Annotated in this window: 18 protein-coding genes; 3 read left to right on the forward strand and 15 right to left on the reverse strand. The window is 62.3% G+C overall.

The features are described 5' to 3' along the window. Nucleotides 1-343: 343 nt before the first annotated feature. Nucleotides 344-2,131 (reverse strand): flavin monoamine oxidase family protein, encoded by a 1,788-nt coding sequence (locus tag JN524_RS08290; protein ID WP_202369060.1) that lies wholly within the window; start codon nucleotides 2,129-2,131, stop codon nucleotides 344-346. A gap of 224 nt (nucleotides 2,132-2,355) precedes the next feature. Between JN524_RS08290 and JN524_RS08295 the strand changes: the two genes are divergently transcribed. Continuing rightward, the gene (locus JN524_RS08295) at nucleotides 2,356-3,762 is read left to right on the forward strand and encodes an adenosylmethionine--8-amino-7-oxononanoate transaminase (RefSeq protein WP_024164438.1); all 1,407 of its coding nucleotides are present in this window, start codon (nucleotides 2,356-2,358) and stop codon (nucleotides 3,760-3,762) included. A 143-nt stretch (nucleotides 3,763-3,905) separates the two neighbouring features. After that, on the forward strand, nucleotides 3,906-4,625 hold the full coding sequence (locus JN524_RS08300) for a 16S rRNA (uracil(1498)-N(3))-methyltransferase (protein ID WP_096795744.1): 720 nt from the start codon (nucleotides 3,906-3,908) through the stop codon (nucleotides 4,623-4,625). A gap of 93 nt (nucleotides 4,626-4,718) precedes the next feature. Here the strand turns inward: JN524_RS08300 and trhA are convergent, their stop codons facing one another. Beyond that, entirely contained in the window at nucleotides 4,719-5,336 is a 618-nt protein-coding gene (gene trhA / locus JN524_RS08305; protein ID WP_007964065.1) for a PAQR family membrane homeostasis protein TrhA, read from the reverse strand. 211 nt (nucleotides 5,337-5,547) lie between these two features. Between trhA and JN524_RS08310 the strand changes: the two genes are divergently transcribed. Next, on the forward strand, nucleotides 5,548-6,462 hold the full coding sequence (locus tag JN524_RS08310) for a LysR family transcriptional regulator (RefSeq protein ID WP_108591843.1): 915 nt from the start codon (nucleotides 5,548-5,550) through the stop codon (nucleotides 6,460-6,462). A gap of 111 nt (nucleotides 6,463-6,573) precedes the next feature. Here JN524_RS08310 and madM read toward each other — a convergent pair whose 3' ends face one another. From madM to JN524_RS08375, 13 genes are all read right to left on the reverse strand, one after another. Further along, on the reverse strand, nucleotides 6,574-7,338 hold the full coding sequence (madM, locus tag JN524_RS08315; protein WP_202369061.1) for a malonate transporter subunit MadM: 765 nt from the start codon (nucleotides 7,336-7,338) through the stop codon (nucleotides 6,574-6,576). A gap of 1 nt (nucleotide 7,339) precedes the next feature. Further along, the gene (gene madL, locus JN524_RS08320) at nucleotides 7,340-7,756 is read right to left on the reverse strand and encodes a malonate transporter subunit MadL (protein ID WP_003229065.1); all 417 of its coding nucleotides are present in this window, start codon (nucleotides 7,754-7,756) and stop codon (nucleotides 7,340-7,342) included. A gap of 66 nt (nucleotides 7,757-7,822) precedes the next feature. Next, complete coding sequence (gene mdcH, locus JN524_RS08325; RefSeq protein WP_202369062.1) at nucleotides 7,823-8,743, reverse strand: malonate decarboxylase subunit epsilon; 921 nt, start codon at nucleotides 8,741-8,743, stop codon at nucleotides 7,823-7,825. After that, nucleotides 8,740-9,360 carry a malonate decarboxylase holo-ACP synthase gene (locus JN524_RS08330; protein ID WP_202369063.1) on the reverse strand — a complete coding sequence of 207 codons (621 nt, stop codon included), beginning with the start codon at nucleotides 9,358-9,360 and terminating at the stop codon, nucleotides 8,740-8,742. The genes mdcH and JN524_RS08330 overlap by 4 nt, the downstream gene beginning before the upstream one ends. Continuing rightward, nucleotides 9,354-10,139, reverse strand: a complete 786-nt coding sequence (gene mdcE / locus JN524_RS08335; RefSeq protein WP_202369064.1) for a biotin-independent malonate decarboxylase subunit gamma — start codon at nucleotides 10,137-10,139, stop codon at nucleotides 9,354-9,356. The genes JN524_RS08330 and mdcE overlap by 7 nt, the downstream gene beginning before the upstream one ends. Next, complete coding sequence (locus tag JN524_RS08340; protein WP_202369065.1) at nucleotides 10,136-10,987, reverse strand: biotin-independent malonate decarboxylase subunit beta; 852 nt, start codon at nucleotides 10,985-10,987, stop codon at nucleotides 10,136-10,138. The genes mdcE and JN524_RS08340 overlap by 4 nt, the downstream gene beginning before the upstream one ends. Further along, nucleotides 10,980-11,279, reverse strand: a complete 300-nt coding sequence (locus JN524_RS08345; protein ID WP_003229075.1) for a malonate decarboxylase subunit delta — start codon at nucleotides 11,277-11,279, stop codon at nucleotides 10,980-10,982. Before JN524_RS08345 ends, JN524_RS08340 begins: the two co-directional genes overlap by 8 nt. Next, entirely contained in the window at nucleotides 11,279-12,151 is an 873-nt protein-coding gene (locus JN524_RS08350) for a triphosphoribosyl-dephospho-CoA synthase (protein WP_202369066.1), read from the reverse strand. The genes JN524_RS08345 and JN524_RS08350 overlap by 1 nt, the downstream gene beginning before the upstream one ends. Continuing rightward, on the reverse strand, nucleotides 12,151-13,821 hold the full coding sequence (mdcA, locus tag JN524_RS08355; RefSeq protein ID WP_202369067.1) for a malonate decarboxylase subunit alpha: 1,671 nt from the start codon (nucleotides 13,819-13,821) through the stop codon (nucleotides 12,151-12,153). Before mdcA ends, JN524_RS08350 begins: the two co-directional genes overlap by 1 nt. Nucleotides 13,822-14,491: 670 nt before the next feature. Beyond that, nucleotides 14,492-14,857, reverse strand: a complete 366-nt coding sequence (locus tag JN524_RS08360) for a DUF6124 family protein (RefSeq protein WP_202369068.1) — start codon at nucleotides 14,855-14,857, stop codon at nucleotides 14,492-14,494. A 532-nt stretch (nucleotides 14,858-15,389) separates the two neighbouring features. Then, the gene (locus JN524_RS08365) at nucleotides 15,390-15,860 is read right to left on the reverse strand and encodes a chemotaxis protein CheW (RefSeq protein ID WP_027610587.1); all 471 of its coding nucleotides are present in this window, start codon (nucleotides 15,858-15,860) and stop codon (nucleotides 15,390-15,392) included. After that, nucleotides 15,853-21,753 (reverse strand): Hpt domain-containing protein, encoded by a 5,901-nt coding sequence (locus JN524_RS08370; RefSeq protein WP_202369342.1) that lies wholly within the window; start codon nucleotides 21,751-21,753, stop codon nucleotides 15,853-15,855. The genes JN524_RS08365 and JN524_RS08370 overlap by 8 nt, the downstream gene beginning before the upstream one ends. An 11-nt stretch (nucleotides 21,754-21,764) precedes the next feature. Continuing rightward, nucleotides 21,765-23,819 (reverse strand): methyl-accepting chemotaxis protein, encoded by a 2,055-nt coding sequence (locus JN524_RS08375; RefSeq protein ID WP_027610585.1) that lies wholly within the window; start codon nucleotides 23,817-23,819, stop codon nucleotides 21,765-21,767. Nucleotides 23,820-23,986 lie beyond the last annotated feature (167 nt).

The raw sequence follows: 23,986 nt of genomic DNA on the forward strand, positions 1-23,986 counted from the left end.
CCCAAATCCTGTGAGAACTGCGAACCAAGACTAGCGAGTTATCTATCGAATTAAAGCGGAAAATTTTGCTTTGAAATATCGAGAAATACGATCAAGAGTCTGTAAGTGGCTTGTTAAGGAAAGATTAAACGGAAAAGTGTGGCGGGATGTCAGGTGGAAGATCTTGATGATGTGCTGTTTGAACAGGCCTCATCGCGGGCAAGCCCGCTCCCACAGTGGACAATAGCGCACACAAACTCTGCGCTCACCGCAAAACCTGTGGGAGCGGGCTTGCCCGCGATGAGGTTCTCACAGGCAATAAAAAAGCGCGGACTGAGCCGCGCTTTTCATTCACCGCAAAGCCTTACTGCGCCTTGGTCTCGGTACTTGTCGCCGGAGCCGGAGCTGCTGCCGGCTTGGCCGCTGGCTTCTTCGCCGGCTCAGCCTTTTCCGCCGCCGGTTTGGCCGGGGCCTTTTTCGCCTCGGTTTTCGCAGCAGGCTTCTTCGCCGCAGGCTTGGCTGGCGCTTTCTTCGCCGGCTCGGCTTTCACCGGAGCGGCGGGTTTCGGCGCTTCTACCGGAGCTGGCGCAGGGGCTGGAGCCGGTGCAGGCGCTGGGGCTGCTGGAGCTGGAGCCGGCTCAGGCGCCTTCACAGGTTCTGGCTTCTTCTCGTCATCCGAACCGCCAAACAGGTTGCTGAAGAAGTTGCCCTTCTTCGCTGCCACGGCACCCGCCGCGCCTGCCGCTGCTGCGGCCGGAACCACTTTGGCCGGTTCAAACGATTTGCCAGCGGCCAGGTCTTCAACCTGACTGGCCGCACGCTGACCAGTGCGCAGCGCGCCTTCCAGAGTGCCCGGATACAGGGTGTCGGTGTGTTCGCCGGCAAACGCTACGCGTTGCAGTGGGCGCTCCCACATGCGCCAGAACTTGCTGATCTGGCCCGGGCCGTAAGCCAGGTAGGCGCCGCCCATCGACGGGTCGGTGCTGTAGCGACGGATTTCATAGCCGGTGAACGAGCCACGGGCCTGTGGATAAAACGCGTGCAGACGGATCAGCACCTGATCGACCATCTGCTTGTCGCCGAACGCTTGCATCACGCGGGCATTGTCGCCGGACAGGTTGATCACCACGTTGGCGCCACCTTTCAGCGCTGGCTCGATCCAGAGCATGCCGAGGCCGGCGTTACTGTAGATCTCACCGGACATGCGCGCCTTGCTTTCCCACACAGGCGTCTTGAACTTGAGCATGATCTGGTCGCGCCAGCCGTAGTTGGTGCCCTTGATCGCGGCCAGATGCTGAGCGTCCAGTGCCGGGGTCAGCGCAATCTTGTTCAGCGCACGCAGCGGCACGGCCAGCACCACGTAGTCAGCCTGGTAGCCAACACTGCCGACCTTGACGGTCACGCCATCCTTGTCCTGAGTGATCGCGGAAACCGGCGAGTTGGTCTTGATGGTCTTGATCTGTTTGACGAAAGCCTGCGCCAGCACCTGGCTGCCGCCGACCAGACGCGAAGCACGCAGGTCACGGTCAGAGACGCCACGGTAGACGCGGTTCTGCTGGGCGAAATACAGCAGCGACAGACGCGAAGGCTCGTCGTAATGGGTGCGGATGTCCTGGTTGATCAGCTGACGCGCGGTGGCCGGCAGGTTCTGCTTGTCGAGCCAGCTCGAGACGTTGATCTGGTCCAGTGCATGCAGGGTATTGGTCGCGGCCGGGTTCTGCGGGTCGTCGATCGAGCGCGCCAGATCGTCGAGGGTTTTCTGGTAGCGCTTCAGGGCATCGGCGGTGGCCGGCTGCTTGGTCGCCAGATCGGCAGCGGAGAAATATTCACCGTCGATCAGATAACCCGGTGTACGCACGAATTCAGGGGCTGGCGTGGTGCTCAGCTTGAAGGTCGAGACGTACTTGTTCAGCACCGGCTGGGTCTTGTCGTTGCCGATCCACTCGCTGGTGGCCATGCCCGAGCGACCGCCCAGGCTCGGTTTGGCTTCCAGCAGCGTGACCTGCCAGCCCTTGTTTTGCAGCTCGTAAGCTGCGGTCAGGCCCGACAGGCCGCCGCCGATCACGATTGCGGTTTTATCCTTGGCCAGCGCCGTAACGCTGAACAGCCCCAACATCACCAGCGCACAGGCGCGCAGCCAACCGACAGACATTCAGCGAACTCCGGAAATACACGTAGGAAAAAAGCAGTTTTGCGGGTCAGACGACCCAAAGAACCGCGAAGAATACGTCAGCCATCAAAACGCCGCCAGCGACGTCTATCGGCCCATACAAAGTAGCTCAATCGACGCAATGGGTTGTCCCGGCGCGATGCATTGCATAGGCTTGCGCGATTGTTTGCCCGCGCCTGACGCGAGCCGCCTCGAGGAGACTGTAAATGGGCCTGAATAACCAGTGGATGCAACGCGACCTCGCAGTGCTGTGGCATCCCTGCACCCAGATGAAAGACCACGAACAGCTGCCGCTGATCCCGATCAAGCGCGGTGAAGGCGTATGGCTCGAAGACTTCGAAGGCAAGCGCTACCTCGATGCCGTCAGCTCCTGGTGGGTCAACGTGTTCGGCCACGCCAACCCGCGCATCAACCAGCGCATCAAGGATCAGGTCGATCAGCTGGAGCACGTGATTCTGGCCGGTTTCAGCCATCAACCGGTGATCGAACTGTCCGAGCGTCTGGTGAAGATGACCCCGGAAGGCCTGAACCGGGTGTTCTACGCCGATAACGGTTCGTCCTGCATCGAAGTCGCGCTGAAAATGAGCTTTCACTACTGGCTCAACCGCGGCCAGCCGAACAAGAAACGCTTCGTCACCCTGACCAACAGCTACCACGGCGAAACCATGGCAGCGATGGCGGTCGGCGACGTGCCGCTGTTCACCGAAACCTACAAAGCGCTGCTGATGGACACCATCAAGGTGCCAAGCCCGGATTGCTACCTGCGCCCCGAAGGCATGAGCTGGGAAGAGCATTCACGCAACCTGTTCGCCGCCATGGAACAAACCTTGGCAGAACATCATGACAGCGTGGCGGCAGTCATCGTCGAGCCGTTGATTCAGGGCGCCGGCGGCATGCGCATGTATCACCCGGTGTACCTCAAGCTGCTGCGCGAAGCCTGCGACCGATATGGCGTGCACCTGATCCACGACGAAATCGCCGTCGGCTTCGGCCGCACCGGCACCATGTTCGCCTGTGAACAGGCCGGCATCCGCCCGGATTTCCTCTGCCTGTCCAAGGCCCTGACCGGCGGCTACCTGCCACTGGCGGCGTGCCTGACCACCGACGAGGTCTACAGCGCGTTCTACGACGACTACCCGACCCTGCGCGCCTTCCTCCACTCGCACAGCTACACCGGCAACCCGCTGGCCTGTGCGGCGGCGCTGGCGACGCTGGATATCTTCGAGCAGGACAACGTCATCGAGAACAACCAGGCACTGGCCCGCCGCATGGCCTCGGCCACTGCGCATCTGGTTGATCACCCCAACGTGTCCGAAGTGCGCCAGACCGGGATGGTGCTGGCGATCGAGATGGTCAAGGATAAAGCCACCAAAGAGGCCTACCCTTGGCAGGAGCGTCGCGGTTTGAAGGTGTTCCAGCATGCGCTGGAGCGTGGCGCGTTGCTGCGCCCGCTGGGCAGTGTGGTGTATTTCCTGCCGCCGTACGTGATTACCCCGGAGCAGATCGACTTCCTCGCCGAAGTCGCCAGCGAAGGCATCGACATCGCCACCCGTGACAGCGTCAGCGTGGCCGTGCCGAAAGACTTCCACCCCGGCTTCCGCGATCCGGGCTGATTCAAAATTTGTGGCGCCTGAACTGCCGCTTTCGCGAGCAAGCTCGCTCCCACAGGGAAATGCATTCCAAATGTGGGAGCGAGCTTGCTCGCGAATGAAGTCGACACCGATCCAACTGATTCATATCTTTCCAGAGACCCGAAATGAGACTGTCCCGCTTCTTTATCGACGCCCCCCTGAGCACCGGCGAACACGAACTGCCGGAAGCCCAGGCGCATTACATCAGCCGCGTGCTGCGCATGGCCGAGGGCGATGCGGTGCAGTTGTTCGACGGTTCCGGCCATGAGTTTCGCGGCTCGCTGGTGGAAGTCGGCAAGAAACGCGTCGTCGTGCAGATCGACGAGCAACTGGCCGGGCAGATCGAATCGCCGCTGCAGATCCACCTCGGCCAGGGTCTGTCGCGGGGCGAACGGATGGACTGGGCGATCCAGAAAGCCACCGAGCTGGGCGTTACGGAAATCACCCCGATCTTCAGCGACCGCTGCGAAGTGCGCCTGAAGGACGAACGCGCCGACAAACGCCTGCTGCACTGGCGTCAGGTGGCGATCAGCGCCTGCGAGCAATGCGGCCGCTCGCGGGTGCCGGTGATTCATCCGCCGGTGCTGCTGGCCGATTGGCTGAAGCAGACCCAGGCTGAGTTGAAACTGGTGCTGCACCCAGTGGCAGAGCCGCTGGTGAGTCATGCGAAACCGGCGACACTGGCGTTCCTGATTGGGCCGGAGGGCGGTTTGTCGGATGCCGAGGTTGAGCAGGCCAAGGGCAACGGCTTCCATGCAGCTCGGCTTGGACCGCGAGTGTTGCGCACCGAGACCGCGCCAGTGGTTGCACTGGCGGTGGCTCAGCAACTTTGGGGTGACTTCTAAAGCGCTGAAAGATCGCAGCCTGCGGCAGATCCTACAGTCGAAACGCAATCCACCTGTAGGAGCTGCCGCAGGCTGCGATCTTTTGATCTTGCTTCAGAGGACATAAAACAGAATCGCCACAAAGTGCAGCAGGCTCCCGGCGATCACAAACAGATGCCAGATCCCGTGGGCATGTCGCAACCGATGGTCGAGGGCAAAAAAGATAATCCCCACGGTGTACAACACACCCCCTGACGCCAGCCAGGCAAAGCCTGCCGTGCCCAAAGCAGCAATCAACGGTTTGACCGCCACCAGCACGATCCAGCCCATCACCGCATAAATCACGATCGACAGGATCCGCGCCTCCGAGCGTGGTTTGATTTCCTGCAAAATGCCGATCAGCGCCAGCCCCCAGACAATCCCGAACAGCGTCCAGCCCCATGGCCCGCGCAGCGTCACCAGACAGAACGGCGTGTAACTGCCGGCGATCAGCAGGTAGATCGAAAAGTGATCGACCTTCTTCATGATCGCTTTCTTGCGCCCGCGCACGCTGTGGTACACGGTAGAGGCGCTATAAAGCACCAGCAAGGTAAAGGCGTAGATCGCCACGCTGACAATCTTCCACGGACTGCCGTCGAGGCTGGCAATCACCAGCATCCACACGCCGCCGATAAACGCGGCCACTGCCCCGACAAGATGCGTCCAGGCGTTGAGTTTTTCCCCGTGATACATGTGTCGCTCACCTCAAGATTCGTTACCGCAACGCGCAAGGCTCGGGCCTTGAGCGTAAAAGCGCAATGTTTCTGTTCAAAGCCAGGATCAAAAGATCGCAGCCTTCGGCAGCTCCTACAGGAAGATCGCATTCCAAAGGTAGGAGCTGCCGAAGGCTGCGATCTTTTGATCTTCAAGGCACAATCGACGCATTCGAAAAAGAGTCCGCGCCATGCTGATCGACGAAGAATTGACCCTGAAAAAACTCGAGGTGTTCCTCGCCTTCATGCGCACCGGCAATCTGGCGCGCGCCGCGGCCGAGTTGCAGACCAGCAATGTCAGCGTGCACCGGGCGATCCATTCGCTGGAAAGCGCCCTGCGCTGCCCGCTGTTCAAGCATGAAGGGCGCAACCTGACGCCACTGGAAAGCGCCTACGTGCTCGAAGAGCGCGCGCAGAAGCTGATCCAGGACGTGGTCGAAAGCGTGCGCCTGACCCGCGAAGCCGCCGGGTTCTCCGCTGAACGCTTCAAGCTCGGTTCGCTGTATTCGCTGACGGTGAAAACCGTGCCGCAGCTGATCATGGGCCTGAAGCTGCGCCGCAGCGAACTCAACATCGACCTGATCCTCGGCTCGAACATCGACCTGCTCTACAAGCTGAAGAACATGGAAGTCGACGCGATTCTGGTGTCACTGGACGACACGGTCAGCGACCCGGACTGCGAGCAGATCCCGCTGTTCTCCGACGACATTTTCCTCGCCACACCGGCAGATTCAAGGTTCGCCCAGCGTCAGGAAGTCGATCTGGCGGAAGTGCGCGACGAAACCTTCATCACCCTGACCCAGGGCTTCGCCACGCATCAGGACGGTATTCGGGTGTTCAAGCAGGCGGGGTTCGAGCCGAAGGTGGCGATGCAGGTCAACGACATCTTTACCCTGCTGAGCATGGTCAGCTCGGGGGTGGGTTATGCGTTGCTGCCAGGAAGGATTGCAGCGGTGTACGAGAATCGCGTGAAGCTGATTCCGTTGCAGGAGAAGTACCGCTTGCAGCAGCACATTGGCGTGGTGTTCTTGAAGGCCAAGGAGCGCGATCCGAATCTGCTGGCGTTGTTGGCGGAGTGTCGGATGTATGCCAATCGCCAGGCTTGAGACCGAATTGCGCCCTTCGCGAGCAAGCTCGCTCCCACAGGAGAATGCATTCCGAATGTGGGAGCGGGCTTGCTCGCGAAAGCGTCAGCCCAGACAACTCAAATTCCGGACCTAACCAACAATCCCGCGAACAATGAAGAACAACAGCGAAGGCCCCAGCAAGCACCCAAGCCCGGTGTGGAACGTCGCCGTCAACGCCCCATAAGGCACCAACCGCCGATCCGTCGCCGCCAGCCCCGCGGTAACCCCACTCACCGTCCCGGCCAGACCACCGAACACCATCGCCGAGCGCGGGTTATCCAGGCCCATCCAGCGCGCCGCGACCGGCGTGCCGACCATCACCAGAATCGCCTTGATCAACCCGGTGGCAATCGACAGCGCCATCACATCCGAGGTCGCGCCAATCGCTGCGCCAGTCACTGGGCCGACGATGTAGGTCACCGCGCCCGCGCCGATGGTGGTCATGCTCACCGCATCGCGATAACCGAAGGCCCAGGCCATGCTCGCGCCGACAATGAACGGCAGGATCGTACCGAGCAGCAGCGCGATCACGCCAATCAACCCGGCCTTCTTCGCCTCGGTCGCCTGCACTTCGAACGCCGTGGCGACAATCGCGAAATCACGCAGCATCGCACCGCCCATCAGGCCGATGCCGGAGAACAGCGTCAGATCCGCCAGGCCTTTCTGGCCACCGGTCATGGTGCCGCCGACCCAGGCCAGCACCAGACCGATGACGATGGCAATCGCCGAGCCGTGAATGCGCCCGAAGGTCAGGCGTTTCGAGAGAATCACCGAGACCCACATGATCACGCCGACGAAAGCGAACGCGGTGATCAGGCCGTTGTGTTCCAGACCGTTTTCAATGAGTGCCCACATGTCAGCGACCTCCTACCGGGGTGCCGACCGGGGTGACTTCCACCGGTTCGTCAGGCAATGGTTCACCCTTATGAGTGCGGCTGATCAGAGCAATGGTGCAACCACACACCACCACCGAACCGATTGCCGCCAGCACCGCCACCGGGCCGCCGTGCAGGGCGGTGACGACGTTCTGTTGCGCGGCCATCGCCACCACCACCGGAATGTACATCGCGCCCCAGAAGCCGACGCCCATCTCGCAATCCTTGGTCATGCCGCCGCGCTTCTGCATCCACAACCGCGCGCAGATCAGCAGGATCATGGCGATGCCGACCCCGCCGACGTTGGATTTGACGCCCAGCAACACGCCGAGCATGTCACCCATGATCACCCCTGCCAGCGTACAGATCGCCAACAGCGCCACACCGTAAATAATCATTGTTGTAGTCCTCAAAGTGCATCGTCGAATGTTGTTTTTGTTGTTCGAAGCCTGAGTCGCGGCGGTTTATGGTCGGCGGCCACCCTCCTCTCGCAACAGCGCCTGCAAGGTGTCCAGACGCGCACTGTCAAAGGCAGTGACCGTGCCCGATTCGAACACCCGGCGCGCCAGCCCGGTCAGCACCGCACCGGGCGGCAGTTCGATTTGTAAACGTACGCCGCGCTCGTAAGCGCTTTGCACGGTGCCGCGCCAGTCCACCACGCGGCACATGTTGAAAGCGAGGTCGTCACGCAGGGCTTCAGGTTTGATCAGCGGACGCGCGCGACTGCCGCTCAGGTAGGCGACTTTCGGGGTCTTCAGTGCAACCTTGGCAAAGGCTTCGGCGAGGGTTTGCGCCGGTGCCTCCAGCAGCGGGCAGTGCGACGGTACGCTCACCGCCAGGCGTTTCGCCAGACCGGCGCCACGACTGCGCGCCAGCTCCGCCACCGCTTGCATCGCCGCGTCGCTGCCGGCAATCACCACCTGGTTATCGGCATTGATATTGGCCAGGTACACCGGCGACTCCGCGCTGTGCACCTGCGCCAGCAGCGTTTCGACGGTGGATAATTGCAGGCCGATGATTGCGGTCATGCCAAAGCCCTGTGGATAAGCGTGCTGCATCAACTCGCCACGCAGGCTGACCAGATGCAGCGCATCGCTGAAGCTCAAGGCCTCGGCGACCACCGCTGCCGGGTAGGCACCGATGGACAGACCGGCGACGTAATCCGCTTCCAATTCGTCCTGCAGCAACTGCCGCGAGGCAGCGACCCCGGCGATCAACAGGCATAGCTGAACCGCCCGGGTGCTGCGCAACGCATCGGCAGAATCGAGCAGCGCGACATCTTCACCGAGCACGTCGCTGGCCTCGGTCAAGGTCTCCCGAGGCAAACGCTGGAGCATGCCCGGTTGTTGCGCACCCTGGCCGGGGAACACCAACAGGCTGCTCACGCTGCCTGCTCCTGCGGGTTCCACGGGTCAGCGACCAGACACGCTTGATGGGCGTTTTTCAGCAACACCCGTGCAGACCCGCTGGCCCATTCGCGCAACGCGACTGCACCGAACGGCGTCTGCAATTGCATGTCGACCCGGCACACGGCTTGATCAAAAACCGCGACCAGTTTGCGTGCCTGATTGCGGGTAATCAGCTGCGGTGTACGCAGAATCAGATCGAGATCGCTGGCCGCGTGCATCGCCCTAAAACCACTGGCCAATTCAAACCCGACACTGCCGCTGATGCCCCAGACCCAACCGCAATCGTCGAGCATTGGCCGCAGTTGCCGGAGCGCGTGCATGACCGGCAGATCACGCTCGCACTCAACATGACAAAGCGCTTCGGGACTGACCCGACAGGCAATCGAATCGACCGCCATAAACGCCGCCAACCGTTGCTCGCGCAACACGCCGCGCACACCGACCGCGATAAAACCCTCATCGCTCAACGCCCGCCGCACCACCACCGGTTGCCCGGCGATCAGCGACTCGACTGCCCACTGCGGCGCATCCGCCGGCAACTGCTCAGGCATCATGCCCCACAGCAAGTCGTGGGCGAGAACGCTGTTCACCACTGCGCCCTCAGCAGTTCGCGAACCTTGCTGGAGGCCGCTCGATTTTTCGCGCCGAGACGCTTGCGCAAGTCAGTGCCGGAGACATCGCCGATGGCCTGTTTCAGGCACTCGGTCACCCGCGCCAGATCCTCCGCCGTCGGCTGCTCGATCTGCTGCACCGACAAGGTTTCCCAAAGCAAACCGAGGCTGGCGTAGCTGTCGATGTCATAGGCCATCGGCGGCACGCTGGCGGCCAGTGCTTCCAGTTCCTCGACACTGCGCAAGGTCACCCGCGCCGCCGAGGCTTTGCCCATCGCATGCACCATCACCCCGGGATCGCGCAGGGCAATCAAGCGGTTGGCCTGATAACCGTGGGCCAGAAACGCCCCGGACATGGCCTTGCCCACCAGCAGTGCAATCACCGGATGCCCGGCCAGACGGGCGCGGGCATAACTGTTCGCCGCACCGGCCAGGGCCTGATGAATGCCGAGGGCTTCTTCGCGACGACCGTAAGCCTGGCTCGGGACGTCGACGATGGCGATGATCGGGCGCTTCTGCGCTTTGTCGCGATCCGCCGTGATCGCGTCATCTACAGCCTTGGCCAGACCCCAGCCTTCGAGCAAACCGACTTCGCCATTGCGAGCCCGTGGGAAACGGTTGTCGGGGTCAGCGACCACCGCAATAAAGCGTCCAAGTTCGCCGTCGGCCACTTGCAACGATGGCGGCAAACCTTCTACGGCTTTCGCGCCCGCGCTCAGGGCGTTGAACCAGTTCAAACCGCGCACGGAATAACCACTCATGAGCGCTCTCCTTGATACAGATCGCGAACCACCGACGGTTCGATTTGCTTATCGGTGTCCAGGCTCGCCAGACGTTGCAGGAACCAATCGGCGCGCTGACTGCGCGGCTTAGCGGGCAAACCCTGCTGCAGCAATTCACCGACCTGCTGACGGATCTGCGCCACATCATCGGCGACATAACGATCCACCAGACCACTGGCGAAACGCTGCTCGCCACCGGTCAGGCTCCAGATGAAGGGCCGGTCGCGGGAGTCGTATTCCTCGATCCCGGCTTCCTGCTCGATCACCTGCGGCCCGTTCAAACCGAGACGTGCTTCCTGGGTCACCAGCAAATAGCTGCACAACGCAGCGGCAATCGACATGCCGCCGAAGCAACCGACGCTGCCCGCGACCACACCGACCACCGGTTGGCACTGCTGCAAGTCGACAATCGCCGCATGAATATCGGCAATCGCCGCCAGCCCGAGGTTGGCTTCCTGCAAACGCACGCCACCGGTTTCCAGCAGCAACACGGCGCGGGTCGGGATGCCTTTGCGATTGTCTTCGGCGGCCAGTTCCAGCGCGCCGGCAATCTTCGCTCCGCCGACTTCGCCGAGGCTGCCGCCCTGAAACGCGCCTTCGATGGCGGCGATCACCACCGGCAAACCGTCGAGGCTGCCCTTGGCAATCACCACGCCGTCATCGGCTTGCGGCACCACGCCCTGGCGTTCGAGCCACGGCGACATGACCCGTTGAAACGGGTCGAGCAATTCGCGGAAGGTCCCGGCATCGAGCAAGGCTTTCGCCCGTTGCCGCGCCCCGAGTTCGACGAAGCTGTGCTTGTGCAACAGCGCTGCGCTGTCAGTCATGGCCGATCTCCTCGAAACCTTGTTCCAGGCGCAAACGCACCACCCCCGGCGTGGCGCCGAAATCGTGGATGTCGATGGCCATCGCCGGTGGCGTGGTGCCGTCGAACATCCGCGCAAACAGATGCTGCCAACGCTGCTGCGCACCGTTGACCGAGGTCTGCACATTGATCGTCAGCTTGCCGGCCAGCCCCGGTTCGATCAGCACTTCCAGATCGCCCGAGCCGACACAACCGACCAGCGCCCTTCCGCGTGGCGGCTGCCCGGCGGGGAATTCAAAGGATAAGGTTTCCATCAAAACGCTCCCTGAAGGATGCCGTCGCGCTCGATTCGATCGAGCAGCAGCGTGGCGGCGAGCAAGTCGGCGGCGCCACCGGGCGAGGCATTCAATGCGATGAGTTGTTGATCCAGTTCGTGCAGGCGCCGACGTCCGCTGAGGCTGGCGCTGCCGCCAGCGTCGAGCACCGCTTGCGCGCCTTGCTGCATAGCGTGCAGGCCCTGTTCACCGGCGCGGTAGAGCACGCAGGTGTCGGCCAGATCGGTCATGATCGCCAGCAGCGCATCGAGCCGGGCGTTCTGTTCGCCGTGGCCGCTGGCGCGGCTGCGTTTGAGTTGCGGCAGGCCGCGTTGCAGCACGGACGGAAAGCCGAGTTGCGCTTCTTCCCGAGCGCCGCGTGCGCCGTAACGCAGGGCGACTTGTGCGCCGTGGCTCAGCGGTTTTGGTGCGTAGCGATCATCCAGCAAGGCCAGACGTGCGGCGCGCAGGGTAACGGCGTTGGCGCTGGAGGATTTGGGTTCCAGTGCAGCGGCGGTGATCAACAGGCCCAAGGCCCAGATCGCCCCGCGATGAGTATTCACACCGTTGGTGGTCGCGAGCATCGCTTGCTCGCCTTCGCGACCGATGCGGCCAATCGCTTCGCGCAACGTTGAATCGACTGCGCCGATTTCAACTACGGCTTCAGCCATTTCCTTGAACGCCGGCCACAACGACAACGCCGAAGCGTGCATCAGGCCCAGGTGCAGATCGGTGTGCGCGCCATTGCCACGCCGATCCACCAGCGCCGGCTTCGGCGACAGATCGGCTTCGTCGATCAGCGCATCCACCGCCAGATCGGCTAGATGTTCGCTGACGCTCAGGGGTTTCGCTTGCAGGTTGAGTGCGTGCATTACCAGCTCCTGAACTTGGCGGGCGGGTTGTAGAGGCCGCCGGACCACTCGACCAGATCGGCCACACTTTTCGCCGCCAGCAGTTCGCGGCTGGCGTCGGTGCGGCGGATGCCGAGGTCTTCGGGCAAGGCGATCAGGCCTTCGCGGCGCATGCGTTCGGTGTCTTTCGGGTTGTGGCGCAGACCGATGGCGGTGACGCCGGCCACCGCGGCGATCATCGCCTGACGCTCTTCCAGCGAGCGCGCCTTGTACAGGTAGGCGATGCCTTCCTCGGTGAGCAGGTGGGTGACGTCGTCGCCGTAAATCATGATCGGCGCCAGCGGCATGCCGCTTTTCTTCGCCACCTCCACCGCGTCGAGGGTTTCGACGAAGGTCGGTTTGCCGCCCTCCTGGAAGGTCTCGACCATTTGCACCACGAGTTTCTTGCCGCGTTCGAGCATCGGTTGCTGCGAATCGTCGTGGCGCATGTCGAGCCACGCCGGGGTGCCGTGACGGCGACCACGCGGGTCGTGGCCCATGTTCGGCGCACCGCCGAAACCGGCGAGGCGGCCACGGGTCACGGTCGAGGAATGCCCGTCGCCATCGACCTGCAGGGTCGCGCCAATAAACAGATCCACTGCGTACTGCCCCGCCAATTGGCAGAACATCCGGTTGGAACGCAGCGAGCCGTCGCGCCCGGTGAAGAACACGTCCGGGCGCGCGGCGATGTAGTTTTCCATGCCCAGTTCGGTGCCGAAGCAATGTACGCTTTCGACCCAGCCGCTCTCGATCGCCGGGATCAGCGTCGGGTGCGGGTTGAGCGTCCAGTTGCGGCAGATCTTGCCTTTGAGGCCAAGCGATTCGCCGTAGGTTGGCAGGATCAATTCGATGGCAGCGGTGTTGAAACCGATGCCGTGGTTGAGCGACTGCACGTTGTGTTTTTCGTAGATCCCGCGAATCGCCATCATCGCCATCAACACGTGCACCGGTTTGATGTGCCGTGGGTCGCGGGTGAACAGCGGTTCGATGTAGAACGGCTTGTCGGCCACCACGACGAAATCGACCCACGAGGCAGGGATGTCCACGCGTGGCAGTTGGCTGACGTCGTCCACCAACTGGTTGACCTGAACGATGACGATCCCGTCGCTGAAGGCCGCCGGTTCGATCAGTGCCGGGGTGTCTTCGGTGCTGGGGCCGGTGTAGATATTGCCGGCACGGTCGGCCATGAACCCGGCCGAGAGCACGACGTTGGGGATCAGATCCACCACCAGCCGCGCGTAGAGTTCGATGTAGGTGTGAATCGCGCCGATTTCCAGCAGGCCGTCTTCGAGCAACTGGCTGATGCGCAGGCTCTGGGTGCCGGCGAAGGAGAAATCGAGCTTGCGGGCGATGCCGCGTTCGAACAGATCTAGATGCTCGGAGCGACCGACGCTGGGCATGATCATGTGCAGATCATGCAGCTTTTCCGGATCGGCTTTGGCCAGCGAACGGGAAAGGAAATCCGCCTGTTTCTGGTTGTTGCCCTCCAGCACCACACGGTCGCCGGGATGGATCAACGCTTCGAGTGCGGCGACGATCTTGTCGCTTGGCAGTACCACACCGTCGGCCAGCCCGCGCACCTTGTCGAGACGCCGCTGCTTCTCGTCACGCCGCCGCGTCCAGCGCGAGTCGGGGGAAATTGTTGTTGTCATGCTCACTCCACGGGGTTCGCTGTCGTGGCGCCAAGTTAGGCGTGTGAGCGGGGCGCATCAATCAAGCGCGGTGGTGGATCGTTACGCTGAGCGTAACGTTTGACGACGCCTTCGCGAGTAAGCTCGCTCCCACAGGGTTTTGGGTTGTTCAACCACTATGTGACAACCCAAATCCCCTGTAGGAGCTGTCGAGTGAAACGAGGCTGCGATCTTTTGATCCTCAGAATCAAGATCAAAAGATCGCAGCGTGCCGCAGCTCCTACAGGGTTCTGGGTTGCTCACTCCCCTGTGCTCGCTCCAAATCCCTGTAGGAGCTGTCGAGTGAAACGAGGCTGCGATCTTTTGATTTTCAGAATCAAAATCAAAAGATCGCAGCGTGCCGCAGCTCCTACAGGGTTCTGGGTTGCTCACTCCCCTGTGCTCGCTCCAAATCCCTGTAGAAGCTGTCGAGTGAAACGAGGCTGCGATCTTTTGATCCTCAGAATCAAGATCAAAAGATCGCAGCGTGCCGCAGCTCCTACAGGGTTCTGGGTTGCTCACTCCCCTGTGCTCACTCCAAATCCCTGTAGGAGCTGTCGAGTGAAACGAGGCTGCGATCTTTTGATTTTCAGAATCAAAATCAAAAGATCGCAGCGTGCCGCAGCTCCTACAGGGGAAGGCATTGCGCTTCTCAGTTCGTCGGCACCAACTTATCCAACACCCGATTTACCGCCATCTCCGCCACCATCACCACCTGGGCGATGCCTTGCAGGGTCTTGCGGTGCGTGCCTTGCACCAGCGCTGCATGATTGTTGAGCATGACCGTAACGGAGCCGAGGGATTCGCTGGCGTCGGCCAGCAGGGATTCGCTGTCGGCGTCGGGGTTGGCCATGTACAGCGTGTTGGGCGTGTAGGGCGTGGCCATGAGGTCGGGTTTTGGCGGGCCGAGGTAATGGTCGAGCGCGCGTTCGGCGGCTTCGTGGAATTTCTTTGATTCGGGGGCTTCGTAAGGGGATGCCGTGTCGGTGACCGGCGGATTTGGCGTTACTTTGAACATGGACGACTTTCCTCTGTTGAGGCTGCGACCATCCCGCTGCTAAACGATAGGGAGGCAGCTGCGCGCAAGTTAGCAGACCGGTAGTCATCCAATACCGGCGCACCCGAAGGTGCCATGCGCACAGCCACCATCAAGCGCAGGCGAATACCTGACTGGATGAGACTCGTACGACCGGACAACTAGCCGGGCTGCTAAACCCGATCACTGGGAATCAGTGACGGGATCAAGTTACGCAGCCTGTCTAGGGCGCACAAGCCGGCGGATTCTGGTGCATGCGTAGGCAGCGGCGCAAGGATTTGTAGGCGGATTAGGCGTAACACTGAGTGTCTTTAAACAGTTGTGCAGGAAGGTGTTTATTGCACTGCAGAAATTGAAGATTTGCCTGTAAGAATTTGCTGATTCAACTGGCCCTATCGCTGGCAAGCCAGCTCCCACAGGGTTTTGGGTGATTCACAAAATCCGAATACGACGTGGACACTGTGGGAGCTGGCTTGCCAGCGATGAGGCCAGTCAAAGCACCACAAAGGCAGGATCAGTGAACCAACCCAGCCTCCACCAACAACTGCTCCAACCCCAACAAATCCGGGACCTTGGCCACCTGCTCCCCGACCTGCACCGCCGCCTGCTCCAGCGCACACAGCGGCACATCGACATAACTCAACTGACTGTCGAGCTTGTACGAACGCGGGATCCCCTGCACCAGCAGCGCAATGAATTTCAGCTGCGGCAAGCCGCCGAGGGCGTTGAGGATGACGATCCGCGCGCGTTCGCCGATGACGATTTTCTGCCCGCAGGCCGACTCGAAACTCAGCAGCGGAATCTGCCGCTCTCGCCAGCTCACCCGACCCAGGTACCACGGCGGAGTGTCGAGGTCGAAGGCGCTGGCCTGGTAGTCGATCAGCTCGGCGACGGCGACGTTGGGCAGGATCAGGTTGCGATCGGCCAACGGCAGCAGCAGGCCGGTGAGTTGGCTGGTGCGCGCGTTGTGGCGGCGCTCATGCATGTTTCTTGCTCCAGTGGGCAATGCTTTCGAGCAGCACCGATTCCTGATACGGCTTGCCGAGGTAGTCGTTGACGCCGATGGCCATCGCGCGGTCGCGGTGTTTCTGCCCGGTGCGCGAGGTGATCATGATGATCGGCAGGTGTTGCAGGCGCTCATCGTTGCGCACTTGGGTGGCGACTTCGAAACCGTCCATGCGCGGCATTTCGATGTCGAGCAGCATCAGGTCGGGCATGTGTTCTTCCAGCAGCAACATGGCGTCGACGCCGTCCTTGGCGGTCAGCACGTTCATGCCGTGGCGTTCGAGCAAACGGCTGGTGACCTTGCGCACGGTCACCGAGTCATCGACCACCAGCACCAGCAACGGCTTCTGCGGTTCGCTGTCGATTTCCGCCTGCGCCGGACGCTGTGCAACCCGCGCCTGCATCGCGCGGATCGGTGCGAGTAGATCAAGAATCAGCACCACCCGGCCATCGCCAAGAATCGTCGCCCCGGACACGCCCTGCACTGCCGCGAACTGCGGGCCGAGGCTCTTGACCACGATCTCGCGAGTGCCGGCCATCGCATCGACCTGCACCGCGATGTGCCGGTCATTGCACTGCACCAGCAACACCGGCAACGGCAGGCTCTGGCCGAGCAGTTTCGGCCGTGGCGCGGTTTTCAGCAGCTCGCCCAGATAGCACAGTTCGTAACGCTGGCCGGCGTAGTGGTAGCTCGGCGGATCGTTGCGGTAGTGCGCTTCCAGATCATTCGGCAACACGCGGACGATGCCTTCGATGGTGTTCAGCGGAATCGCGTATTGATCCTCGCCGCACTGCACCATCAGCGCGCGGTTGACCGACACGGTGAACGGCAGACGAATGCGAAAATGCACGCCCTGCCCCGGCACCGAGTCGATGCTCATGGTGCCGCCGAGCTGACGGACTTCTTCGTGAACCACGTCCATGCCGACGCCGCGTCCGGAAATCTGGGTGATCTTTTCCGCCGTGGAGAAGCCCGGCTGCAGGATGAATTGCAGCACGTCGCGGTCGCTGAGTTCGGCGTCCGGTGCGAGCAGGCCACGCTTGATCGCCTTGCGCCGCACCGCTTCCAGCGGCACCCCGGCGCCATCGTCGCGAATATCGAAAACGATGTCGCCGCCCTCGCGAGTCAGGTCGAGGGTGATCGTGCCCTGCGCCGGTTTGCCTGCCGCCAACCGCATTTCGGCCGACTCCAGGCCGTGGTCGACGGCGTTGCGCAGCATGTGTTCCAGCGGCGCGGCCATGCGCTCCAGCACGTTGCGATCCATCTCGCCTTCGGCGTTGCCGATGATGAACGCGACGTCTTTGTTCAGCTCTTCGGCGACCTGCCGCACGATGCGTTTCAGGCGCGGCAGCATCCTCTCGAACGGCACCATGCGCGTGCGCATCAGGCCTTCCTGCAATTCGGTATTGATCCGCCCCTGTTGCTGCAACAGGTTCTCGGCGTCGTGATTGCGGCGCTCGAGGGTTTCCTTGAGATCGAGCAGGTCGGAGGCAGACTCGAACAGCGCCCGCGACAGTTGCTGCAACTGCGAATGGCGGTCCATTTCCAGCGGATCGAATTCTTCGTAACCGAGGCGTTCGGCATCGACTTGCTGACGGCTGAGAATCCGTCCCTGGGTTTCAGTGTCGAGCCGGCGCAACTGATCGCGCATGCGTTCGATGGTGGTTTCCATCTCGTTCAGCGCGGTTTGTGCATCGCTGACTTGCTGCTCGATACGTCCACGGAAAATCGAGGTTTCGCCGGCCAGATTGACCAGCTCATCAAGCAGTTCGGCGGAGACCTTGACCATGTCTGCGCCGGCATCGGCGGCGGGTACCGCAGGCTCGGTCTTGGCCGGAATCGGCAACGGCGGCGGTGTGTCAGGAGTCGCCGGGTGGCTGAAATTCTGGATCGCATTGATCAGCCGATCCGCCGGCGGGCATGGCTGCCCGGCGCGCACGCCATCAAGCATCTGCGCCAGCCGGTCATGCCCGCGCTGCACCAGCGCGAACAGCTCGGCGGACGGTTGCAGCACGCCGGTGGCGAGGCTTTCGTAAAGGTATTCGAGTTCATGGGCGAGGTCGCCGATCGGGCCGATCTCGACCATCCGCGCGCCGCCCTTGAGGGTGTGCAGATCGCGCAGCAGGGTTTCCACTTCCTGACGATTGCCCGGCTCGGCCTGCCAGCGCAACAGCGCGGCGCCGGAGCTTTCAATGATGTCGAAACCTTCTTCGAGGAAGATTTCCAGCAGCTCCGGATCATGCGCGGCGCTGTCGGGCTCAGCTGTCGGCTGTGCCGCTTCGGCACTGCCGGAGTGGCCCTGACGGAAATGGCGGATCGCTTCGATCAAGTCTTGCGCCGGGGTCAGTGGCTGATGGTTGTGCAACTGTTCAAGCAACTGGGCCAAGCGGTCGTGGCTTTTGTGCAGCAAGCGTCCGAGCAGCTCACTGTAGCTGTGGCGACGATCCACCAGACCTTCGTAAAGACTTTCCAGCTCATGGGCCAGATCGCCGATGGCGTCGACTTCGGCCATCCGCGCGCCGCCCTTGAGGGTGTGCAGATCGCGCTGCAACGACGACAGCGGCGCAGCGTTGTCCGGGTCGCTCAACCAGCGCTGCAGGGCTTGCCCGGCACTGTCGAGAATGTCCACCGCTTCTTCGAGGAAGATCTCGACGATCTCGTCGTCGGGTGCGGTCTCGGCATTGGCGTGGGCGAGTTCGGCGGTCGCGGCGCCCAGTTCGCTGATGCTCAAGGTCCTGCTGCCGTCGCTGCGAATCAGCCCCATCGCCGTCGGGTCGAGGCTTTCATCGAGCAGTTCGTGCAAGGCGCGGATGCGCTGCGGCTGTGGGGTGATTTCCTGTCCGGCGGCCAGTTCGTCGAGCATGTTGATCAGCGCTTCGTGGGCGTTCTGTGCCTCGTGGAAAAACCTGTCGCTGACCGCCAGGCTGCTTTCTTCGACAGCGCCATACAGGTCGAGCAAGGCTTCGCAGAGCACGTCCACCGGCAGCAGATCGGCGAGGTGTGCGCCTTCGCCAAGGGTGGTCAGTTCATCGAGCAGCGCGCTGAGTTCCTGACGCTCGCCGGGGTGTTGCTGCCAGCGCTGCAACAGGCTTTCGGCGTCGAGCAGGATGTCCATGCCCTGGGCGAGAAAGTTGTTGATCAACTGCGGATCGCGCTTGATCCGCAAACCGGTGTTCGGCGCGTTGAGGATCGCCTCCAGGCGTTCGGCCAGCAGCGTTTCGGTGCGTTTGATCAGCGACTGCGCACCGACAATCGGTGCCAGCGGATCGTGCTTGAGCTGGCGCAGACCGACGCGGAACAGGCCTTCGGCTTCAAGCAGCAGTTCTACTTCATCGAGATCCAGCGGCAACTGATGCGCCTTGAACTCGCGCGCCAGTTTATCCAGCGGCGCCGCCAGTTCGGCAATCGGCAACACGCCGGCCATCGAGGCACTGCCCTTGAGCGTGTGCAAGGCGCGCTGCAATTCGTCGCTGGCCGGCAGCGGCACATGCTCGGCAGCCTGATCGAGGAAGCGGTTGAGGCTGGCGAGGTGGGTCTCGGCTTCGTTGCGAAAGATCTCCAGCAACAGCGGATCGAGGGCCGCCACGTCGTCGACGTCTTCGGCTGCCAGCGGCTCGACACCTTTGGCCAGCGCATGCGCACGGGCCGCCAGTTGATCGACATCGCTGCGCTGACGCTGGCGGTGCGTGGCAAATTCGCTGATCAGTTCCGGCAGCAGCAACACCGTGTCGGTGAGCAACTGCTGCACCTGCGCGCCGGGTTCTACGCTGTGTTCCAGCACGCGGTTGAGCAGGTTTTCCACCGCCCACGCCAGCTCGCCAAGGATCAGCGCACGAACCATGCGCCCGCTGCCCTTCAAGGTGTGAAAGGCGCGGCGCAGTTCGGTCAGTGCGGCGCGATCATGGGTGTCGGCCGTCCAGCGCGGCAGGTATTCGTGCAGAACCTCGAGCACCTCGTCGGTCTCTTCGAGGAATACTTCGCGCAGTTCATCGTCCACCGGTTCTTCATCGACCGGCGGCGGCATCAGGCTGCCGGGGGTGATCAAGGCCGGCGGATTGACCGCCGACACCGGGCTGGCCAGCACATCGGCCAGCGACTGCACGGTCTCGGGGTCATCCAGTGCCTGCAGATCCTGCATCACCAGCGCTTCGCTGGGGCTGAGCACATCGTCGAGCAGCGGTACGTGTTGTTCATGTGGAAAGAACCCCAGGCTGGCGAGGCTCTTCTGTGCGACATCCAGCAGTTGCTCATTCGGCGCCTGCGGGTCGTCGCTCAGGCGTTCGAGGTAATACTCGAGGCTGGTGATGACGTCGGCCAGATTATCCAGTTGCTGCCAGCCCGGCTGATGCGGATCGAGCAGCAGGTGTTCGCGGATGAAGCTGTTGCAGGCCTCGACCAGACTCGCCGCCCGGCTCAGCGGAATCATCGCCAGCGCGCCGCGCACCTGGGTCAGCAACTCCGGCAGTGGCTGCAGTTGCTGGCGATCCCAGTCGGCGTCGATGTAATCGACGATCATGTCCTTGGCCTGTTGCAGGCAGATGCGTGCTTCCTTGATCACGATCTGATGGATCTGTGTCAGGTCGGTGGTCGGCAGGCGCGCGTCTTCGGGGCTTTCCGGCTCGACGGTGCCGACCATTCCGGCGAGGTTGGCTTCGACGTAAAGCAGCGCGCCGGCAACGTCCATCAGGGTCGCGTCATTCGGTTCGCGCTGGCCCTGAGCGAGGCTGAGCACCACCGCCAGTTGATCGATGATGACTTTGCGCGGCTGGCCGAAACCGAGCACCGCGAGGGTGTCGGCGATCTGCCGCAACGGCGCCAGCAGACTCTCCAGATCGGAGGTGTGCTGACGGTCGCTACGGACGAACAGGTCGAGGCGTTCCTTGACCCGCACCAATTCTTCGCACAGCGCCGCCAGCACCGAGCGCATCGCATCGCGGTCGGGGCCGGCCAGACGTGCGCGTTCTTCGTCGACCATCGCGCTGTCGGGCAACGCGTCGTCCAGGGAGTAGCGATCTTTCATGGTCAGCATCTGCCCGGTGGGATGTTCGGCTTTGGCAATATAGAACAGCAGGCTTTTCAGCAACTCCGGCGGGGGCGGCTGATTAAGGCCGCGCGGGCCTTGTTCGAGCAGGCGCTTGAGTTCCTTGTCGGCGTCCTTGAACAGGCTGCGCAACGCCGGGCTGTTGGCTATGGCACCTTCGCGCATGCCTTCGACCAGCGCTGAAGCGACCTGCCACAGCGGACTCAACGGCGCGTCAAAGCTCAGCGCTTCGAGGCGCTGGAAGACTTTCGCCAGGTATTCGAGGTGGGTCTGGTCATCCTGCTCGCGCAGCAACCCGACCAGCGCCATTTGCAGCATCTGGCGCAACTTGCGCAGCACGTTGGGCCACTCGGCCGGCTCCAGCGCGGCCAAGGCTTCTGCGCTCAACGGCGGCAAGTCCTGCAGTGGCGGGCTGAACAGGCTGGTTTCCGAGAGCAGGCTGTCGCCGCGGGCACTGCGCAGATCGTTGATCAGCGGCAGCACCACCAGCGGCAGATCGCGGCGGGCGCTCTGCACCCGATCGAGATAGATCGGCAATTGCCCGAAGGCTTGCAGCAGCAAGTGCAGGGCTTCGTCGCGATGGGCGACGCGCCCCTGCTGCAAGGCTTCGACCAGATGCTCCATTTCTTCGGCCAGCAACGCCGCGCCGTAGAACTCGACCATCTGCAAACTGCCGTGCACCTGATGGATATAGGCCAGACACTCATCCAGCCCCGGCGCGGCCTGCGGGTCATCGAGCACGGCTTCAATTGCCTGATGCGCCTGTTTCAGCGTTTCGGCAATTTCACCCTTGACCCATTCGAGGGCCACGTAGTCGTGCCGGTCACCCATAACCACTCCACTCACGCCTTATCCGTCGCGGACGCCGACGGCAAGGTGAAACCGGATACCGAACGGCGCAGCTGACTGGCCATTTTCGCCAGATTGCCGATGCTCTCGGCGGTGGCGGTGGAGCCGGACGAGGTCTGCGTGGTGATCTGCTGAATCACGTTCATCGTCAGCGAGATCTGCCCGGCCGACGAGGTCTGCTGCTGCGCCGCGTTAGAGATGCTTTGAATCAACGCGGCGAGGGTTTTCGAAACGCCTTCGATTTCTTCCAGTGCCACCCCGGCATCCTGCGCCAGTCGCGCGCCCCGCACCACTTCGGTGGTGGTCTGCTCCATGGAAATCACCGCTTCGTTGGTGTCGGTCTGAATCGCCCGCACCAGGGTTTCGATCTGCCGGGTGGCGGCGGACGAACGTTCGGCCAGTCGCTGCACTTCGTCGGCGACCACGGCAAAACCGCGTCCGGCATCCCCGGCCATCGAAGCCTGAATCGCCGCGTTGAGCGCAAGGATGTTGGTCTGGTCGGCGATGTCATCGATCAGGCTGACGATGTCGCCGATTTCCTGCGACGACTCGCCCAGACGCTTGATGCGCTTGGCGGTGTCCTGAATCTGTTCACGAATGTTGTCCATGCCGTGGATGGTGTTGTGCACCACCTCGTTGCCCTTGTTGGCGATCTCCACCGAACGCTCGGCCACCGCCGAGGATTCAGCGGCGTTGGCCGAGACCTGATCGATCGACTGGGCCATGTCGCTGATCGCGGTCGAGGCTTCGGAAATCTGCTGCGCCTGATGTTCCGAGGCTTGCGCCAGGTGCATGGCGGTGGCCTGGGTTTCCTGCACGGCGGCGGCGACCTGACCGGCGGTGAGGTTGATCGTCGCGACCAGATCGCGCAGTTGATCGACCGAGTAGTTGATCGAATCGGCGATGGTTCCGGTGAAGTCTTCGGTCACCGAGGCGGTCACCGTCAAGTCGCCGTCGGCGAGGTCTTCGATCTCGTCGAGCAGGCGCATGATCGCGTTCTGGTTGCGCTCGTTCTTCTCGGCGGTCTCGCGCAACTGGCGGTTGGTTTCACGAACCATGACCATGCCTATCAGGATGATCGAGGCCAGCGCCAGCAAGCCCAGCACGTAACCGCCGATGGTGTCGGTGTTACGCCCGCCGGCAAGATTTTCGAAACCGCTGGCGAGGTGCGAGGCCTCGTCGAGCAGGGTCTGCGACAGGCTGAAAATGTTGCTCGCCGATTCACGGACCTTGAACAGTTCTGGCGAGGTTTCGAGGATTTCATCCACCGAGCCGGAGACGAACTGGAACAGCTCGGAAATTTCACTCAGGCGCGCACGGGCGTCGCGGTCTTCGACCTGGCTGATTTTCAGGGTCGGGTTGCCCTGCAGCATACCGTTGAGCACCTGACCGAAACGGGTGGCATCGCGACCAAACGCATCGGCAGCCTGCTGCGAATTTTCGTCGCCGGCCAGCACGGTGTTGACCGCACCGAGGATGCGCTCGGCCAGCAGCGATTGGCGTTGGGCCATCGCCACCTGCGCTGCCGGCGCGCCGCGCTGCAGGAGGATCTCGACGACTTTTTCGTATTCGATCTGCAACTGCGGCACGGTTTCGGCCAGGGTCGCGGCGACTTGATGCAGCGAGAGCACGGTCTGTTCGCTGGAGAGAATCGCGTCGGTGTTTTTCAGCAGGCGTTCCCAATCCAGCTGCACCGCGCGCATTTCCGGGCGCACGGTGGCCGGAGCGGGCGGCAGGCCGGTGGCCGGGTCGCCCTTCTTCAGGTAACCCCAGCGCTGGGCAAAATCATTGCGCGCATCGCTCAGCAGCTTGAACGCTGCCGACTTCCCGGCAGCCGCTTCGGTGGCGTTCTTGGCGATGCGTTGCGACAGCACGCGCAGCTCACCGGCGTGGCCGATGTACTGCTTGTCGTAGTTGGCCTGGGTGTTGAGGTAGGCGAAGTTGGCGAACAGCAGCATGATGAACACGATCAGTGCGATGAACAGCACGATGATCTGCGAGCGACTGCGCGATCCCTCCGCCGATTTGCCTGTTTTTGCCTTTGTCATCGGTCCTCGCCTATGAAACCTGCCACGGTCCACTGTGGGATTTGTGGTGAGGGGATTTATCCCCGATGGGTCGCGCAGCGGCCCCAAAACTGAGTTGTATCTGGCACATCGCGAATGCAGGTTTTGGGTTGGCTTCGCCAACCATCGGGGATAAATCCCCTCGCCAC

The organism is Pseudomonas sp. MWU318 (genome assembly GCF_016756945.1).
GTDB classification, from domain to species: Bacteria; Pseudomonadota; Gammaproteobacteria; order Pseudomonadales; family Pseudomonadaceae; genus Aquipseudomonas; species Aquipseudomonas putida_A.